The 16,670-nt window shown below is 65.7% G+C and carries 18 protein-coding genes; 2 read left to right on the top strand and 16 right to left on the bottom strand.

The window, feature by feature from the left end; all coding sequences use genetic code 11:
- Positions 1–54 precede the first annotated feature (54 nt).
- Positions 55–2,661, top strand: a complete 2,607-nt coding sequence (metH, locus tag LRS08_RS04085; RefSeq protein ID WP_260481372.1) for a methionine synthase — start codon at positions 55–57, stop codon at positions 2,659–2,661.
- A gap of 4 nt (positions 2,662–2,665) precedes the next feature.
- Here the strand turns inward: metH and arsB are convergent, their stop codons facing one another.
- The 5 genes from arsB to LRS08_RS04060 all read right to left on the bottom strand — a co-directional run bounded on the left by arsB (position 2,666) and on the right by LRS08_RS04060 (position 5,465).
- Positions 2,666–3,715: an ACR3 family arsenite efflux transporter gene (gene arsB / locus LRS08_RS04080; RefSeq protein WP_257844789.1), complete on the bottom strand. Its 1,050-nt coding sequence runs from the start codon at positions 3,713–3,715 to the stop codon at positions 2,666–2,668.
- 10 nt (positions 3,716–3,725) lie between these two features.
- Positions 3,726–4,160 carry an arsenate reductase (glutaredoxin) gene (arsC, locus tag LRS08_RS04075; RefSeq protein WP_260481371.1) on the bottom strand — a complete coding sequence of 145 codons (435 nt, stop codon included), beginning with the start codon at positions 4,158–4,160 and terminating at the stop codon, positions 3,726–3,728.
- Between the two features lie 10 nt (positions 4,161–4,170).
- Positions 4,171–4,650 (bottom strand): ArsI/CadI family heavy metal resistance metalloenzyme, encoded by a 480-nt coding sequence (locus LRS08_RS04070; protein ID WP_257844791.1) that lies wholly within the window; start codon positions 4,648–4,650, stop codon positions 4,171–4,173.
- Complete coding sequence (locus tag LRS08_RS04065) at positions 4,647–4,979, bottom strand: ArsR/SmtB family transcription factor (protein WP_374580915.1); 333 nt, start codon at positions 4,977–4,979, stop codon at positions 4,647–4,649. Before LRS08_RS04065 ends, LRS08_RS04070 begins: the two co-directional genes overlap by 4 nt.
- A 75-nt stretch (positions 4,980–5,054) precedes the next feature.
- Positions 5,055–5,465 carry a VOC family protein gene (locus LRS08_RS04060; protein ID WP_257844793.1) on the bottom strand — a complete coding sequence of 137 codons (411 nt, stop codon included), beginning with the start codon at positions 5,463–5,465 and terminating at the stop codon, positions 5,055–5,057.
- Positions 5,466–5,523: 58 nt separating this feature from the next.
- Here LRS08_RS04060 and LRS08_RS04055 point away from each other — a divergent pair, with 58 nt between their 5' ends.
- Positions 5,524–6,069, top strand: a complete 546-nt coding sequence (locus LRS08_RS04055) for a winged helix-turn-helix transcriptional regulator (protein WP_257844794.1) — start codon at positions 5,524–5,526, stop codon at positions 6,067–6,069.
- Here LRS08_RS04055 and zapE read toward each other — a convergent pair whose 3' ends face one another.
- From zapE to sdhC, 11 genes are all read right to left on the bottom strand, one after another.
- Entirely contained in the window at positions 6,070–7,182 is a 1,113-nt protein-coding gene (zapE, locus tag LRS08_RS04050) for a cell division protein ZapE (RefSeq protein WP_257844795.1), read from the bottom strand.
- The gene (locus LRS08_RS04045) at positions 7,179–7,631 is read right to left on the bottom strand and encodes a PaaI family thioesterase (RefSeq protein WP_257844796.1); all 453 of its coding nucleotides are present in this window, start codon (positions 7,629–7,631) and stop codon (positions 7,179–7,181) included. Before LRS08_RS04045 ends, zapE begins: the two co-directional genes overlap by 4 nt.
- Positions 7,628–8,578, bottom strand: a complete 951-nt coding sequence (locus LRS08_RS04040) for an MBL fold metallo-hydrolase (protein ID WP_257844797.1) — start codon at positions 8,576–8,578, stop codon at positions 7,628–7,630. The genes LRS08_RS04045 and LRS08_RS04040 overlap by 4 nt, the downstream gene beginning before the upstream one ends.
- Positions 8,575–9,357 carry a succinate dehydrogenase iron-sulfur subunit gene (locus tag LRS08_RS04035; RefSeq protein WP_257844798.1) on the bottom strand — a complete coding sequence of 261 codons (783 nt, stop codon included), beginning with the start codon at positions 9,355–9,357 and terminating at the stop codon, positions 8,575–8,577. The genes LRS08_RS04040 and LRS08_RS04035 overlap by 4 nt, the downstream gene beginning before the upstream one ends.
- A 187-nt stretch (positions 9,358–9,544) precedes the next feature.
- Positions 9,545–10,936, bottom strand: a complete 1,392-nt coding sequence (creD, locus tag LRS08_RS04030) for a cell envelope integrity protein CreD (protein WP_260481370.1) — start codon at positions 10,934–10,936, stop codon at positions 9,545–9,547.
- Positions 10,937–11,019: 83 nt separating this feature from the next.
- The gene (locus LRS08_RS04025) at positions 11,020–11,583 is read right to left on the bottom strand and encodes an ATP-dependent Clp protease proteolytic subunit (protein ID WP_260481369.1); all 564 of its coding nucleotides are present in this window, start codon (positions 11,581–11,583) and stop codon (positions 11,020–11,022) included.
- Positions 11,584–11,618: 35 nt separating this feature from the next.
- The gene (locus LRS08_RS04020) at positions 11,619–12,467 is read right to left on the bottom strand and encodes a C13 family peptidase (RefSeq protein WP_257844799.1); all 849 of its coding nucleotides are present in this window, start codon (positions 12,465–12,467) and stop codon (positions 11,619–11,621) included.
- Between the two features lie 208 nt (positions 12,468–12,675).
- On the bottom strand, positions 12,676–13,419 hold the full coding sequence (locus LRS08_RS04015; protein ID WP_260481368.1) for a hypothetical protein: 744 nt from the start codon (positions 13,417–13,419) through the stop codon (positions 12,676–12,678).
- 483 nt (positions 13,420–13,902) lie between these two features.
- Entirely contained in the window at positions 13,903–15,705 is a 1,803-nt protein-coding gene (gene sdhA / locus LRS08_RS04010) for a succinate dehydrogenase flavoprotein subunit (RefSeq protein ID WP_257844801.1), read from the bottom strand.
- Complete coding sequence (sdhD, locus tag LRS08_RS04005; protein WP_257844802.1) at positions 15,705–16,103, bottom strand: succinate dehydrogenase, hydrophobic membrane anchor protein; 399 nt, start codon at positions 16,101–16,103, stop codon at positions 15,705–15,707. Before sdhD ends, sdhA begins: the two co-directional genes overlap by 1 nt.
- Positions 16,103–16,567, bottom strand: a complete 465-nt coding sequence (gene sdhC / locus LRS08_RS04000) for a succinate dehydrogenase, cytochrome b556 subunit (RefSeq protein WP_374580921.1) — start codon at positions 16,565–16,567, stop codon at positions 16,103–16,105. The genes sdhD and sdhC overlap by 1 nt, the downstream gene beginning before the upstream one ends.
- Positions 16,568–16,670: the final 103 nt, after the last annotated feature.

Here is a 16,670-nt window from a genome sequence, read left to right as displayed (position 1 = left end):
CACCATGCTTCGCATGGTCCCCCTCCCCGTTCCGGGGAGGATTTGGAAAGTGACATGACCTCGACGACCCCCACCTCCACCGCCTTCGTCAATATCGGCGAGCGCACCAACGTCACGGGCTCTGCCAAGTTCAAGAAGCTGATCATGGCCGGCAACTATACCGCCGCGGTCGAGGTCGCGCGGCAGCAGGTCGAGAATGGCGCGCAGGTGATCGACGTCAACATGGACGAAGGCCTGCTCGACGCGCATGAGGCGATGACGACCTTCCTCAAGCTGATCGCGGCCGAGCCGGACATTGCGCGCGTGCCGGTGATGATCGACAGCTCCAAATGGGACGTGATCGAGGCGGGGCTGAAGTGCGTTTCGGGCAAGCCGATCGTCAATTCGATCAGCATGAAGGAAGGCGTGCCGCAATTCCTGGAACACGCCCGCAAATGCATGAACTATGGCGCGGCGGTCGTCGTCATGGCGTTCGACGAGGTCGGACAGGCCGATACCCAGGCACGCAAGGTCGAGATTTGCGAGCGGGCGTACAAGGAGCTGATGGGCATCGGCTTCCCGCCCGAGGACATCATCTTCGACGCCAATGTGTTCGCGGTCGCGACGGGAATCGAGGAGCATAACAATTACGGCGTCGACTTCATCGAGGCGGTGAAGGAGATCAAGGCGCGCTGCCCGCATGTCCATTTCTCGGGCGGCCTCTCCAACCTGTCGTTCAGCTTTCGCGGCAACGAGCCGGTGCGCCGCGCGATGCACAGCGTGTTCCTCTACTATGCGATCCCTGCGGGCCTCGACATGGCGATCGTCAATGCCGGTCAGCTCGACATTTACGACCAGATCGAGCCGGAACTGCGCACCGCATGCGAGGATGTGATCCTCAACCGCGATCCCGAGGCGGGTGACCGGCTGGTCGCGCTCGCCGAGAAGTTTCGCGGCACCGATGCGGTGGCGGAGAAGCAAGCGGCGGAGTGGCGCGGCTGGGCGGTCGAAAAGCGGCTGGAGCATGCGCTGGTCAAGGGCATCGACCAATATGTCGTCGAGGATACCGAGGAGTGCCGCCAGAAGGCCGCCAAGCCGATCGAGGTGATCGAAGGCCCGCTGATGGACGGGATGAACGTCGTCGGCGACCTGTTCGGGTCGGGCAAGATGTTCCTGCCGCAGGTGGTGAAAAGCGCGCGCGTGATGAAGAAGGCGGTCGCGCACCTGCTCCCCTATATCGAGGCGTCGAAGGAGCCGGGGGCGAAGGGCAAGGGCAAGGTCATCATGGCGACCGTCAAGGGCGACGTGCATGACATCGGCAAGAACATCGTCGGCGTCGTCCTGCAGTGCAACGGGTTCGAGGTGGTCGATCTGGGCGTGATGGTCCCGTGGTCGACGATCCTGCAGGCGGCAAACGAGAATGACGCCGACATGATCGGCCTGTCGGGCCTTATCACCCCCTCGCTCGACGAGATGGTGACGGTGGCCGAGGAGATGAAGCGCTCCGGCATGACCATGCCGTTGCTGATCGGCGGCGCGACCACGTCGAAGGTGCATACTGCGCTCAAGATCGCGCCGGCCTATGACGGGCCGGTGGTGCATGTGCTCGACGCGAGCCGCGCGGTCGGTGTTGCGACGACTTTGGTCAGCGACACGATCCGCGACGATTATGTCGCCAAGGTCGCCGACGAGTATGAGGCGGTGCGCATTGCCCGCGCCAACAAGGGCCAGAGCGATCTGGTGCCGCTGGAAACCGCGCGTGCCAACGCGTTCGACGCCGATATGAGCCTCAAGCCCGGCAAGCCGCGCATGCCGGGCGTCCACACATTTCCCGATTGGGACCTGAAGGATCTGCGCCAGTATATCGACTGGACGCCGTTCTTCCGTGCATGGGAGTTGGCGGGCAATTATCCGGCGATCCTGGAGGACAAGGTGGTCGGCGAGAGCGCGACCAGCCTGTTTGCCGATGCGCAGAGGATGCTCGACCGGATCATCGAGGAACGCTGGCTGACCGCACGTGGCGTTGCCGGGCTGTGGCCGTGCCGCCGTCAGGGCGACGACATCATCGTCCATGTCGAGGACGAGAAGCATGTCACCCTCCCGATGCTGCGCCAGCAGATCCAGAAGCGCGAAGGCCGCGCCAATATGTGCCTCGCCGACTTCATCGACCGGCAGGGCGACTGGATCGGCGGGTTCGCGGTGTCGATCCACGGGATCGAGCCGCATCTGGCGCGGTTCAAGGCGGCGATCGACGATTACAGCGACATCCTGTTGAAGGCGCTGGCCGATCGCCTTGCCGAGGCGTTCGCCGAGCGGCTGCACCATTTCGTGCGCACGGCTCTGTGGGGCTATGCCGAGGGCGAGCAGCTGACCAACGAGGCGCTGATCAAGGAGCAGTATCGCGGCATCCGCCCGGCACCCGGCTATCCGGCCTGCCCCGAGCACAGCCTGAAGCCGATCCTGTTCGAGATGCTGGGTGCGCACAAGAAGACCGGAATCACGCTGACCGAGAGTTTTGCGATGCTGCCGACCGCGGCGGTCAGCGGATTTTACTTCGGGCACCCGCAGTCGGAATATTTCGGCGTCGCGCGGGTGGGGCGCGACCAGCTGGAGGAATATGCCGGGCGGCGCGGGGTCAGTGTCGAGCAGGCGGAACGCTGGTTGCGGCCGAACCTGGACTAGCCGGTCACGCCGCCGGAAAACTGCCCCGCGTGCGGTTGGCGAAGGCGACGAGGCTGAGCATCACCGGCACCTCGACCAGCACGCCGACCACGGTGGCGAGCGCCGCGCCGCTCGACAGGCCGAACAGGCCGATCGCGACCGCCACCGCAAGCTCGAAGAAGTTCGACGTGCCGATCAGCGCGCATGGCGCGGCGATATTGTGCGGGACTTTCCACGCCTTGGCCGCGGCATAGGCGATGGCGAAGATCGCATAGGACTGGATCAGGATAGGCACCGCGATCAGCGCGATCAGCAGCGGGTTGGCGACGATCGTTTCCGCCTGAAATGCGAACAGCAGCACGACGGTGGCGAGCAGGCCGATGATCGACCAGGGCTTGAGCCGGGCGGTGAAGGCGTCGACCGCTGTTACGTCTCCGCCATGCGCGGCGACCACCCGGTTGCGCGTGACGGCACCGGCCACCAGCGGGATCACGACATAGAGCGCGACCGAGAGCAGCAACGTCTCCCACGGCACGACGATGTCGGTGACGCCGAGCAGCAAGGCGACGATCGGGGCGAAGGCGATAATCATGACGAGGTCGTTCACCGACACCTGCACCAGCGTGTAGGCGGGATCGCCCCTGGTCATCTGGGCCCAGACGAACACCATTGCGGTACAGGGAGCGGCGCCGAGCAGGATCAGGCCAGCAATATATTGCTGGCCCAGGTCGCGCGGGATCAGGTCTGCATAAATCCAGTCGAAGAACAGGATCGCGAGCGCGGCCATGGTGAAGGGCTTGATCAGCCAGTTGACGACCAGGGTGATCACCAGCCCCTTGGGCTTGCGCCCGACATCGCGGATGCTGGCGAAATCGACCCCGACCATCATCGGATAGATCATCGCCCAAACCAGCACCGCGACGACGAGGTTGACCGAGGCAATTTCCAGCCCCGCGAGCGCGGTGGTGACGCCCGGCGCGATCAGGCCAAGCGCGAGTCCGGCAAGGATCGCCAGCGCGACCCAGAGCGAGAGCCAGCGCTCGAACAGGCCGAGCGGGGAGGAGGTGTCGGTCATGGTGGTCCTGTCAGGAAAGTCGGTTGCCGGCGGCGTCGACGACGCGCTCGCCATCTTCCTTGGCGAAGGCGCCGCGCTGGGCGGCGGGCAGCAGGTCGAGTACCGCTTCAGACGGGCGGCATAGTGCGACGCCGAGCGGGGAGACGACGATGGGCCGGTTGATCAGCAGCGGATGCGCCATAATCGCGTCGAGCAGTGCGTCGTCGGAGAGAGTCGAATCGTCGAGGCCGAGCTGCGCATAGGGCGTGCCCTTCTCGCGCAGCCAGTCGCGCGGGGTCGCGCCCGCGCGGGCGAGCAGTTCGACCAGCAGTGCGCGGCTGGGCGGGGTCTTGAGATACTCCACCACATGCGGCTCGATTCCCGCATTGCGGATCATCGCCAGTGCGTTGCGCGACGTGCCGCAATCGGGGTTGTGATAGATGACGATATCGACCGGCTCTGACATTCCCCGACCCTCAGCAGCAGGCGGACTTGGGGGCAGACGCGGGTGGCGCGAGCTGCGGCGCGCAGCAGGCGTCGGGCCGCGCATTGTCCGACAGCGCGGACAAAGCGGGGGAGTCGCCATAGACGGTCGCCTCCCCTTCGGTCAGGAACGCTTCCCACACGACGCCATCGGGATCGGCGATCCAGCTCTTTTCGGACTTGGCATAGCAGCAGGTGGTTGCGCCCTCCTCCAGCACCGGGCGGTCGGCGGCGCGCAGGCGGCCATAGACTTCGACCAGCTCGTCGCCATCCTCGACCTGAATGCCGAGATGTTCGATCCCCGTCGCGGCGTGATTGCCCGCCGAGATCGCGAAATTGACACGCGGATCTTCCAGCATCCACTTGGCATAGTCGGGCTTGGTGACGCTGGGCTGCACCCCGAACAGGGTGGAGTAGAAGGCGATCGAACGATCGAGGTCGGTCACGCCGACATGCACATGCATGCGCTTCATGCGGATTTCCTTTCGGGCTGTTCGGCGGGGGCCGCGCATCCCGCGCCGCCGCAGCAATTTTCCATGAGATAGCCGAGCAGGCCGTTCATCGCGGCATAGTCGGCGGCATAGATCAGCGACCGCCCCTGCCGCGTCTGGCTGACCAGCCCGGCGCGGTTGAGATGGCCGAGATGGAAGGACAGCGACGAGGCGGGGACGCCGAGCTTTTCGGCGATGGTTCCGGCGGGAAGCCCGTCAGGCCCGGCCTGAACCAGCAGGCGGAACAGCGCGAGGCGATGCTCCTGTGCCAGTGCCGAAAGGGCTGCGACGGCGGCGGTGTCGTCTTTCATTTCCATAATCGTGGAAATATCGAATCGTTAGCCGCCGCGCAAGTATTATTTCGAGTATGTTGGAAATGTTGCGGGTCAGCTTGCGCCCGACGCATCCTGATAGAACATCAGCGCATTGCCGTCGGGGTCGTAGAAAGTGAGCAGGCGGACCATGCCGGGGATTTCGTTGATCGGGCCATCCTGTCGCACGCCCGCCGCATCGAGCGCCGCCTTGGCCGCGTCGAGATCGGTGACGCCGAAGGTCAGCGTCGCACCACCGGGGCCGCCCGCGCTCTCGACCTGCGACAGGCCTAGATTGACCCGCGCGACCCCCGTTTCGAGCTCGCACCACGCGATCTCGTCCATCCGGTAGAGCAGTTTCAGTCCCAGCACGCTTTCGTACCAGGGAATCGCGCGGTCGAGGCTGGTGACGCTGAGCGCGCAGGTCAGGCCGCCGTCATAGGGGATCGTCGCGTGAGTTGCCTCAAGGGTAGCTTCGCTTGCCATATCGTCCTCCCGACTCTATGGTTCCATTTGTATAGCAGATTGCGATTTGGTCAAGCGCGTGGATGATCCGGTTCTGACAAGTGCGGTATTGCAGCGGCTGGCGGCGGGGCGGTGGACGATTCCCGTGCTGGCGCTGCTCAGCCGCGAACAGGGGTCGCGCTTTGCGGTGATCGAGCGGCGCTTTTCGATGTCGCGCAACAGCCTGACGCGGACGTTGGCTTACCTGCGCGAACAGGGCTGGGTGATGCCCAATCCCGGCCATGGCCACCCGCTGCGCCCCGAATATGTGCTGACCGAAGCCGGGCGCGCGATCGGCGCGGCGTGCGAGCGGATCGAGGACGTGCGCGTGCGGCTGGGACTGGAGGCGCCCGATCTGTCGCGCTGGACGTTGCCGGTGGCGGATGGGCTGGGGGCGGACTGGACCCGCTTCAACGCGCTCCAGTCGCGGCTCGCGCCGGTCACGGCGCGCGCGCTGTCGCTGACGTTGCAGGCGATGATCGGACAGGATCTGGTCGCGCGGCGACTGGAGGATCGGTTTCCCCCGGTGGCGCTCTATGGGTTGACCGGGCGCGGCGCGGAGCTGGCGGGGGCGGTGGCGGGGTGATCAGGCCGCCGTGCCATGCCCCTGCGCCAGATACTCTTCCGACTGCATTTCCATCAGCCGCGACACGGTGCGTTCGAACTCAAACTTGCCGTCGCCCTCCGCATAAAGATCGATCGGGGCGGCGTCGGCCATCGCCAGCAGCTTGACCTTATGCTCGTACAGCGCGTCGATCAGCGTGACGAAGCGCGCCGCCTCGTTGCGGTTTTCCGGGCCGAGGCGCGGGATGCCGACGATGATGACGGTGTGATAGCGTCGCGCGATGGCGAGATAGTCGGACGCGCCGCGCGCTTCCCCGCACAATCGCTTGAACGAGAAGACCGCGACGCCCTTCAGCGCCTTGGGGACGTGCAGCGTGCGGCCCTGTACCGACAGGTCTTCGCTCGGCACATGCGCGCGGTCCTCGACCGAGAAATCGGTCAGGCGGAAGAAGGCAGCAGAGAGTGTCGCGGTGTTGGCCGGGCTGTTGGGGGTCAGCCACATGTCCATCATCCCCAGCCGATCGCGGCGATAATCGGTCGGGCCGTTCAATGGCAGGACGTCGAGCTTGTCCTTGAGCAGCGCGATGAAGGGCAGGAAGCTGTCGCGCTGCAGCCCGTCCTTGTAGAGATCGTCGGGCGGGCGGTTCGACGTCGCGACCACGCACAGCCCCTCGGCCATCATCGCGGTGAACAGGCGCGAGAGGATCATCGCGTCGGCGGTGTTGTTGATCACCATCTCGTCGAACGCGAGCAGGCGGAGGTTCTCGGCCAGCGCCTTGGCTACCGGCGGAATCGGGTCGCCGGCTTCCTTCTTGCGCTCCTCGGCGATCCGCGCGTGGACCTCGATCATGAACTCGTGGAAATGGACGCGGCGCTTGCGCTCGATCTTCACGCAGCCGAACAGCAGGTCCATCAGCATCGACTTGCCGCGCCCGACACCGCCCCACATGTACACGCCGCGCGGCGCCTCCGGCGCGCGCCGGGCGAGTCGCCACAGCACGCTGCCCTTGCGCGGTCCCTGTTCGAGTTCGTGCGCGAGATGGGCAAGACGGCGCGCGGCAGCGGCCTGATCGGGGTCGGCGCGCAGTTCGCCCGCGGCGACCAGCGCCTGATAGCGTTCGAGGACGCCGGTCATGGGGCTGGAGATGATTTGCGCACGGTGCCGGAAAAGCTGGCGAGAACACTCTCCTCCTGTCGCACCAGCCCGCGCATGAACAGCATCCGCCCGGTTTCACGCAGCAGTTCGACCTCGGCGACGATCGGCTCGCCGATGCGGCTGGTGCCGATGAACTGGGCCGAGAGATCGAGCGTCACTGCGCCGCCCGCGCTGAGCAAACCGAAGCTGCGCGCGGCGGCGAACAGCGCGACGTCCATGAAGCCGAGCAGCGCCCCGCCATGGGTCGAATCGCGCAGGTTGGAGTGTTCACGCCCCGGCACCATCCGCACCAGCGCCTTGCCGTCCACGATCCGGGTCAGGATCGGGCCGAGAAAGGCGTTGAAGCGGGACGGGTCGCGCAGCTCCCAGCGCTTCCAGCCTGGATGGTCCGGGTCGTCGGTGTAGGTGAAATGCGGCTCGGGATTCATGCGGGGCAGTTCTTGTCCAGGTCGCCGCTGCGGATGCGGTTGGCGTAATAATCGGCCATGCCGAGGATGCGCACCTTCTCGGTCGCGAATGTGCTGTGCGACGTTGCGCGGTCGTACCAGCCAGCGGCGCAATAGGTCACCTTCTGCGTCCCGCGTGCGCAGTCGACAAAGGCATCGAAACTCGTCTTCCACGCCAAAAACGCTGCGCGATCCATCGGTGCGCCATGGCCGGGGATCAGCGTGACGAAGGGCGTTGCGGCGAGCGCGTCGAGCGCCTTGCGCCAGCCATCGGGGCAGGCGGTATCGAGGAACGGCGCGGGATCGGTCACCAGATCGCCCGCGATCAGCACGCGGCTCTGCGGATCGTAGAGCCAGACGTCACCTTCGGTCGCGGCGTGGCGGGCGAGGTGGATGTCGATGCGACGTCCGGTGCTTTTGTCCGCGGTCGTTCGGCGGATCACGTCATCGGGGCGTAGCTCCTTACCCCGCGCAAAGGTGGCGAGGTCGCCGCGCACGTCGCTCGCCATCGGTTCGGGGATCTTGCCCGCGTCGAGCGCGGCGCGGGCACCCTCGGCGCTGCGTTTGAGGAAGCCGTCGAGCGCGCCGTCGATCGCATTGCTGGCCGATACGCGGACGTCAGGATGCTTCGCCTTGAGCGCAAGATTGCCGCTGACGTGATCGAGGTGCCAATGGGTGTTGACGATGCGACGGAGCGGCTTGCCCCGGGCCGCGATCGCCGCCTCGACCTTTGCCAGATGCGCTGCGTGGCGGCCGGTGTCGATCAGCAGCAGGCCGTCGGGACCCTCGATCAGCACCGAATTGCCATCGGGCTGGCGGCCGGGTTCGAAGCTGCCTTCGATCAGCCGGATGCCGGGGGCGACCTCGCGATCCTGCGCGGCGGCGGGGGCCGCGAGCAGGACCAGTGCAAGGACGGCGCGCGCGATCAAACGATCCGCTCGGCTTCCATCTTCTTGATCTCCGCGATCGCCTTGGCGGGGCTGAGGCCCTTGGGGCAGACATTCGCGCAGTTCATGATCGTGTGGCAGCGATACAGGCGGAACGGATCCTCCAGCTCGTCGAGCCGCTCGCCGGTCGCCTCGTCGCGGCTGTCGGCGAGCCAGCGATATGCCTGGAGCAGGATCGCCGGACCCAGGAAGCGGTCGCTGTTCCACCAATAGCTCGGGCAGCTGGTCGAGCAGCAGGCGCACAGGATGCACTCATAGAGGCCGTCGAGCTTGGCCCGGTCCTCGGGCGACTGCAGTCGCTCCTTGCCCGAGGGCGGCGGGGTCACCGTCTCAAGCCACGGCTTGATCGACGCGTACTGCGCGTAGAAGTGCGTGAAATCGGGGACGAGGTCCTTGATCACGTCCATCGCGGGCAGCGGGGTGATCTTGATATCGCCCTTGATATCCTCGATCGCGGTGGTGCAGGCGAGGCCGTTCTTGCCGTCCATGTTCATCGAGCACGACCCGCAAATGCCCTCGCGGCACGAGCGGCGGAAGGTGAGCGACGGGTCGATCTCCGACTTGATCTTGATCAGCGCGTCCAGAACCATCGGCCCGCAATCGTCGAGGTCGATGGTGAATTTGTCGTAGCGCGGGTTCTGGCCCGAATCCGGGTCGTAACGATAGATGGTGAAGGTCCGGGGCCGACCCGCGCCCTGCGGCGCCGGATGCGCCCTGCCCTTCGTGATCTTGCTGTTCTTAGGAAGGACGAAATCGGCCATTCTGAACCCCGTACGGTATCTATGGGGGCGTCGCCCCGTCAGCTTTTGCCGGTCAGATACATAACCGCCGCCCCGGCTGCAAACACAAGCGGTGGAAAAGTCGCATGGGCGGTTCGTTGTCGGGCGCACCGGGGGTGTGCAGGGCGGTGGAGAGGGGGGCTTGCGAACCCGCCCCTCTCCCGACGACCTACGCTTCGGTCAGGGGAGCCGAGCGCCCGCCCCAGTCGAGGTTGCGGGTCAGGTACATCACCGCCGCCAGCGCCGCGAAGAGCAGCAGCGATCCGATCAGCAGCGAATAGGCCTCCAGGCTGAGCAGGATGTATAGCACGCCGTAGAGCGCGATGAGCAGCCCGGCGATGAACCCGGCCCTGCGACGGCTGCCGAGTACAGCAGCGCTATAGGCAGTGAGCAGCGCGATGATCCCCGCGCCCGCGACCAGATAGGCGGGGGTGAAGCCGATGACTTCGGCAAAGGCGAGCAGCAGGACGAAGAACAGCACCAGCCCCGCGCCGACCAGCAGATATTCGACCGCCGACACCCGCACGCCCGCAACCACATCGAACAGCAGGAATGCCATGAAGGTGAAGCCGATGAACAGGAAGCCGTACTTCACGCTGCGGTTGACCTGCGAATAGAGGTCGACCGGCTGGATCAGGCCGACCTGTGCCTCGGCGGTGGGGACGTTGCTGCCGCGCGCATAGGCGGAGGTCGTCTGCACCTCCGGCGCGCGCAGCTCGACCGCGGAATCGGCGGTGCTGACCAGCGTTACCCCGAGCGCGAGGTTCGAAATCTTGTACGTCGCGGAAAAGCCGTCGGCGGTCACTCCGCGGCTTTCGGGCAGGAAGCCGCCGGTGAAGCTGGGATGCTGCCAGGGCGAGGTGACGGTCCAGCGGGTCGCACCGGCGCGCGGCGCGAGCGCGATCACCGAATGGCCGCGCAGCGCAAACGCAAAACGTGCGGTCACCACCCCATCGCGCAACATTGCGGCGTCGAAGCTGGCGAAGAATCCCGATCCACCGGTCGCGGCAGGGCCGTTGCCGGGCTGGGCGGCAACGGGGGCTTCGTCGATCGTGATGCGGTTGGCGGGTTTCAGCCCGCGCGGGTCTGCGACCCCGAAGCGCAGTTCGGCCTTGTCGAATTCGAGCGTGGCGACATCGACGATCCGGGCGGTGTCGGCGGGCAGGCGGAAGGTCGCGGCGCCGCTGATATCGGCGTCGTAGACCACCGCCTCATAGATTGAACGCGCGCGCCGCTCGGGCTTCACCTTTGTGTCGAGATCGAGCGTCGTCGGGGCGAGGAAGAGTTCGCGGCGCTGGACGGACGTGCGCGTCACCGGCTTTCCGCCTTCCTGCACGGTCTGCGTCACCTCTTCTTGATAGGGGATGGCGATCAGCGGACCGGCCAGCGTCTGCGGCCCGCCCCATCCCTCGGCGATGCTGCTTCGCGCCGTCTCCGACTGGCTCTGGCGGTCATAGACGAGGAGATAGACGGTGAAGAGCGGGATGGTCAGCACTGCCGCGACGAGCAGCGAGAGCAGCAGTTTCATTCCGGGCGAACGGTCGGGCGCATGCAGATCCATGGTGATCTCCGGTTGGTGAGCGCTTTGGGTAGCGCCGATCCACTCCGGCGGCATGAGCGGGCGGTGAGGAATTTCTGAGCGCGTCAGATCACGTCGAGGACAAGGCCCAGCTCGCGCGCTTCCTCGGCCTCGATATACCAGTTTTCCGGTGCGCGGCGGCAGACCTCCTCGAACGCGATCTTCGATCCGGCGATCAGGTCACGAAACCCCTCCTCCTCGATCCGGATCGAATGTTCGATCTCGTGCAGCTTGGCCTTGAGTGTCGCGGTGAGCGATTTGAGCGGGCCGGACAGATGCATGTCGGCGGTGAGGATGCGTTCATGCACCATGATCCGCGTGCCGCAGGTCAGGAATCGCTTGTCGGTCGGGAATGCCGCCATGAAGGTCGCTCCGGCCGAATAGACCGCGACCTTGCCCAGGAACAGCGTCTCGCGTCCTTCATAATCGCGGATCAGCCTCACCTCGTCGCCCATCAGCCGCGCGACCTCCGGGTCGCCGCCGAGGGTGGAGATCGCGACGACGAGCGTTCCTTCGGTCGGCGCGGCGGCGAGCTGGTCGCGGAAGCTCTGGTACATCAGCTGGTCGACCGGGCCAGACAGATGGACATGCGGCGCGGCGAGCAGCGGGTAGTTGGTGGCGTGGGTCATGCCGCGCGTAACCGGCGGCGCGGTGGGAGGTTCCGTCAGGGCGCGCCGAGGCTGTCGACCGACGGCTTGCCGACCGGCGCGGTCGCGACCTTGGGCATGCGCGCTTCGAGCGGGGCGAGCCATTTCTGCACCTCGACCCCAAAGCTCTGCTGGGGCAGCGATGGCTTGAGGCGGCCGCGCGTTTCCCACCCCGCGATCTGGGCGAACGCCTCGGTCACCGCGCTGCCGAGCGGCTGGGGCTTGCGCAGCGCGCGGTTGACCAGCGCATCGCCGAAAAAGGTCCAGTCATTCTCCGCCGCACAGCCAAAGGACGAGCGGTCCGACGCGGCGGCGCTGACGACCGCGCTTTGCGGGCCGGACAGGACGGGGACGAATACGCCCGAATAACAGGCGCTGACGATCAGCAACCGCCGCTCGATGCCGTGCGCGCGGAGCAGGGCGGCGAGGCGGCGGGGCGAGATCGCGCCGAACCCTTCATTGCCGTCATTATACACCACCCCGAACGGTGCGCCGTGACTGGTGGTGTAGAGGACCAGCACATCCTCCTTCTCGTCCATCAGCTCGGCGATGCGCGCGAGCGCCGCCTCGATATTGGCGGGCGATCCCATCGGGAGCGGGGAGGGGGCCTTGCCGTCGCTGCCGCCAAGGATGATCGTGCGCCCGAGCGCGTCATAGCGGCGGCTGAGCACCTTGCCCGCCTCACGCGCCTCGCGCCCGAACACGGGGTCGCTGTCGAGGCCGACCGACAGGACATAGGCATCGACCACTCCCTTGCGGTGGGGCAGCAGCGTGGCGAGTGCACGGGTCAGGCGGCGATGTTCGGCAAGCGCATGGGTTGCGGTCCGGTCGCGTTCGATCTGGAGACCGCCATCGGCCTGCTGCACCACCTCCTCCGGCGTCGAGCGCGCGACGCCCGGCGGCGGGGGGCGGTGTGCTTGGGCGGGGAATAGGGCTGCTGCTGCGCGGAAGCGGCGGGAAGCGCGAGCAGCGCGAAGGCAAACGGCAGGATCGAACGCATCAAATCACCCCCTTGGGGGAAGGTGATTGGCGATAACGATCAGGTCAAGCACCAGCTGGCGGCGGCGCGGTCACCTATTCCATTGTATCGGGCAACGACCCATCCGGTTTTGGCATTCTTTCGGGGCGCTGCGGGATGGGAGTGCCGGGATCGAGCTGCACGAAGATGGCGCCCAGTCGTGCGATTGCAGCCGCAACGCGCGCCTGGTCTGCGTTGCCGATGGTTGCATAAACTCGAACACCCCTGAGCGGGCCGACCTTTGCTTGCGTCGCCTCCAGGACAAGTACGCTCGCGAGATTGGCGGTGTCGTAGGATGCGATGCCGAGTACATCGCCGAGCGGCTCTCTTGACAGAGCTCCACCTAGCCATTTGCGAGATTGAGCATACTCCTCGCTCTCGGGCCGATCGAGGACCTGTGTGTCGGGATACGCTGTCTTCCACTCGGGATCGAGGCGCTGAAACGCTTCGGTCAAGTACCAGTGCAGGGTACGCTTGTCCCTGACTCCATCCGGCGCAACGAGCGGAGAGCGCAGCATTTCGATATGTGCGGCCTGCGCTGCGCGCACCGGAATTGCCTCTCGCTTGGCAATCGCGAGCGCTTGGCGCCAAGCGGTTGTCTCGCGCGGAATTGCTGTCCCTGTCGCGGGGTCGATGGCGATTTCCGTATATTTCTCGTCGTCGTCCGAGCCGCCGGGATACGCGATCTGCAAGACTAGCTGACCATTTTCAAAGCGATGCGTGCCGCCCCACCAAATGGAGCTAACCGATCGCGGAAGTGTCAGGAACCAGTCTTCGGGAAGAAAGTCGGTAAGCGCCATCGCGCGGACGAGCTTTCCGTCCCGATCATAAATGACAACGGCGCTCTTACCCCATCCACCCGAGTGCCAGTTGTCAAAGGTCGCGACATAGTCCCCCGAGATCGCTGACGATTGCGCTGGCGGGTGCGACGTCGTTGACCAGCACCGTCTCCCAGACACGCTCCCATCCGCCAGAGGTCGAGCGCTGCTCAAGGATCGCGCGTGGTTCATCTTGGCCGCCGGCGGTTTGCCCGGGCTTACGCTTCTATCGGATCGCATCCGTGAAATAGGACAGCTGGCTGTCAAGCGCGCGAGGCGTAACGGTGAGGCGACGACAACCACCCGGGGAAACATAGGTGGCGGTAGTCGGAAGAGCCCAGCTATCGGCGCAGGCTGGTCGCGGCCAGACGATCGCCGCTGGCGCGACGATTGCCGCGATAGCAGTGATCCAACAAGAGCCGGTCAGCAAAGCGCGCATGGGAAATTGTTAGCGCGCTTCCAGCCTCAATACACCCGCTTCTTCGGCTTGATATACTCGATCTCGTCGGTGAGCGTGTATTCGTGGACCGGGCGGTAATCGATCGCGACAGCGCCGCCCTTGCCGCCCCAGCCTTCGAACGATGCCACCGTGTGCTTCATCCAGGTCGCGTCGTCGCGCTCGGGGAAGTCCTCGTGCATGTGGGCGCCGCGCGATTCCTTGCGATTGTCGGCGCTGCGGATCGTCACGACGGCCTGGCTGATGAGGTTGTCGAGCTCCAGCGTCTCAATGAGGTCGGTGTTCCAGATCAGCGAGCGGTCGGTGACGGCGACGTCCTCCATCCGCTTGTACACCGCGTCCATGTGCGTGACGCCCTCGGCCAGCAGCGCGGTGTCGCGGAACACGGCGCAGTGGCGCTGCATCGTCTTTTGCATGTCCTGACGGATCTGCGCGGTGGGCGAACCGCCCTTGGCGTTGCGGAAATGGTCGAGGCGGGTGAGCGACAGCTCTTCCGACCCCTTGGGCAGCGGCTGGTGCGGTGCGTTGGGCTTGAGCAGCTCCTTGAGCCGCAGGCCGGTTGCGCGGCCGAACACGACAAGGTCGATCAGGCTGTTCGAGCCGAGGCGGTTGGCGCCATGCACCGACACGCACGCCGCTTCGCCCACCGCGAACAGGCCGGGGACGACCGCATCGGGGTTGCCGTCGCGCAGCTGCACCACTTCGCCATGATAGTTGGTCGGCACGCCGCCCATATTGTAATGGACCGTCGGCACCACCGGCAGCGGCTTGCGGGTCAGGTCGACGCCCGCGAAAATCTTGCCCGTCTCGGTGATCCCGGGCAGCCGCTCGGCCAGCACCTTGGGATCGATATGATCGAGGTGCAGGAAGATATGGTCGCTGTCCTTGCCGACGCCGCGTCCCTCGCGGATCTCCATCGCCATCGAACGCGCGACGACGTCGCGGCTGGCGAGATCCTTGGCCGAGGGGGCGTAGCGCTCCATGAAGCGCTCGCCTTCCGAGTTGGTCAGGTAGCCGCCTTCGCCGCGCGCGCCTTCGGTGATCAGCACGCCCGCGCCATAGATGCCGGTCGGGTGGAACTGGACGAACTCCATGTCCTGCAGCGCGATGCCCGCGCGCAGCGCCATGCCGTTGCCGTCGCCGGTGCAGGTATGAGCCGACGTCGCCGACTGATACACGCGCCCGCCGCCGCCGGTCGCGAGGACCACGGCATGCGAACGGAAGCGGTGAATGCTGCCATCCTCCATGCACATCGCGATGACGCCACGACACGCGCCGTTTTCCATGATCAGGTCGAGCGCGAAATATTCGATGAAGAAGTCCGCGTCGTACTTCAGCGACTGCTGGTACAGCGCGTGCAGCATCGCATGGCCGGTGCGGTCGGCCGCCGCGCAGGTGCGCTGCACCGGCGGGCCTTCGCCCATATTCTGCATATGGCCGCCGAACGGGCGCTGGTAGATGGTGCCATTGTCGTTGCGGCTGAACGGTACGCCGGCATGTTCCAGCTCAATCACCGCCGCCGGTGCTTCGCGCACCATATATTCGATGGCATCCTGGTCGCCGAGCCAGTCGGACCCCTTGACGGTGTCGAACATGTGCCAGGTCCAGTGGTCGGGCGAATTGTTGCCGAGCGAGGCGGCGATGCCGCCCTGTGCCGCCACGGTGTGCGACCGGGTCGGAAACACCTTGGTGATGCACGCGGTCTTCAGCCCCGCCTCGGCGCAGCCCATGGTCGCGCGCAGGCCCGAACCGCCCGCGCCGACGACGACGGCGTCATAGCTGTGGTCGATGATCTTGTAGGCGGCGGTCATTATGCGGGCGCTCCGGTGGCAACGGTGGTGAAGGCGATCTTGAGGATCGAGAAGATCGCGAACGTTCCGGCGGCGATGGTGAAATAATTGAGCAGCGTCAGCAGCACGATGCGCGTCTCGTCATGCTGATAATCCTCGATCACTACCTGAAGCCCCAGGCGGAAATGATAGAAGACGCTGATCACCAGCAGGATCATCGGCACGGCGGCGATCGGCGCGGACAGCCATGCCTGGACAGTCTCGTAACCCAGGTCGGGCAGGCGGATCAGGCTGACGATCAGCCAGGTCATCAGGAATAGGTTCGATCCCGCCGACATCCGCTGATGCCACCAGTGATGCGTGCCCTCATGCGCCGAGCCGAGACCGCGCACGCGGCCGATGGTGGTTCCGTTGCCCATTACTTCTTCTCCACCGCGATCGGGGTTTCGGCCTTGGGTGCCTTGGTCAACTCGCCCCGCACGATCCAGCCCCACAGCGCGGCGGTCAGCGCGACCGACACGACCATCGTGAGGACCGCAAAATTCTTGTTGGTCTTCAGCTCATAGCCCGCGCCCGCATCGAGGAAGAAGTGGCGGATGCCGGTCATCGCGTGCTGGAAGAAGCTGAGCGTCAGGCCGACGCCAAGCAGGTAGCCGAGCCAGTTGGGTGCGCCGGTGTCGCTCGTCAGGCAGTCGAGGAACTTGGCATAACCCTCCGGCCCTGATGCCAGTGCGCACAGCCACCACAGGAAGACGCCGACGCCGACGGTGGCCATCCCGCTGCCCGTGACGCGGTGCAGGATCGAAACCAGCATGTGCGGACCCCATTTCCAGACCTGGAGATGCGGCGAGAGCGGGCGGTTGACGTTGCGGGCCTTGGCCAAGGCATATCCCCTATGATTTGCGGTCTCCATTAGCCCGCGTTGCCGCCGATGCAAGATACAGCGACATGGTCGTCCCTAACTCGCCCTTAACCAATTCCCTTTT

Source organism: Sphingomonas sp. J315 (assembly GCF_024666595.1).
Lineage (GTDB): Bacteria > Pseudomonadota > Alphaproteobacteria > Sphingomonadales > Sphingomonadaceae > Sphingomonas.
The sequence above is the reverse complement of the archived record's forward strand: the minus strand, read 5'-3'. Positions and strand labels throughout refer to the sequence as shown.

Coding starts and splice junctions, on each gene's coding strand:
- metH (WP_260481372.1), top strand. CDS start 55: ATGACCTCGACGACCCCCACCTCCACCGCCTTCGTCAATATCGGCGAG.
- sdhD (WP_257844802.1), bottom strand. CDS start 16,103: ATGGGCAACGGAACCACCATCGGCCGCGTGCGCGGTCTCGGCTCGGCG.
- arsB (WP_257844789.1), bottom strand. CDS start 3,715: ATGACCGACACCTCCTCCCCGCTCGGCCTGTTCGAGCGCTGGCTCTCG.
- LRS08_RS04045 (WP_257844796.1), bottom strand. CDS start 7,631: ATGAATCCCGAGCCGCATTTCACCTACACCGACGACCCGGACCATCCA.
- arsC (WP_260481371.1), bottom strand. CDS start 4,160: ATGTCAGAGCCGGTCGATATCGTCATCTATCACAACCCCGATTGCGGC.
- LRS08_RS04070 (WP_257844791.1), bottom strand. CDS start 4,650: ATGAAGCGCATGCATGTGCATGTCGGCGTGACCGACCTCGATCGTTCG.
- LRS08_RS04060 (WP_257844793.1), bottom strand. CDS start 5,465: ATGGCAAGCGAAGCTACCCTTGAGGCAACTCACGCGACGATCCCCTAT.
- LRS08_RS04015 (WP_260481368.1), bottom strand. CDS start 13,419: ATGGCGCTTACCGACTTTCTTCCCGAAGACTGGTTCCTGACACTTCCG.
- sdhA (WP_257844801.1), bottom strand. CDS start 15,705: ATGACCGCCGCCTACAAGATCATCGACCACAGCTATGACGCCGTCGTC.
- LRS08_RS04065 (WP_374580915.1), bottom strand. CDS start 4,979: ATGAAAGACGACACCGCCGCCGTCGCAGCCCTTTCGGCACTGGCACAG.
- LRS08_RS04035 (WP_257844798.1), bottom strand. CDS start 9,357: ATGGCCGATTTCGTCCTTCCTAAGAACAGCAAGATCACGAAGGGCAGG.
- zapE (WP_257844795.1), bottom strand. CDS start 7,182: ATGACCGGCGTCCTCGAACGCTATCAGGCGCTGGTCGCCGCGGGCGAA.
- LRS08_RS04025 (WP_260481369.1), bottom strand. CDS start 11,583: ATGACCCACGCCACCAACTACCCGCTGCTCGCCGCGCCGCATGTCCAT.
- creD (WP_260481370.1), bottom strand. CDS start 10,936: ATGGATCTGCATGCGCCCGACCGTTCGCCCGGAATGAAACTGCTGCTC.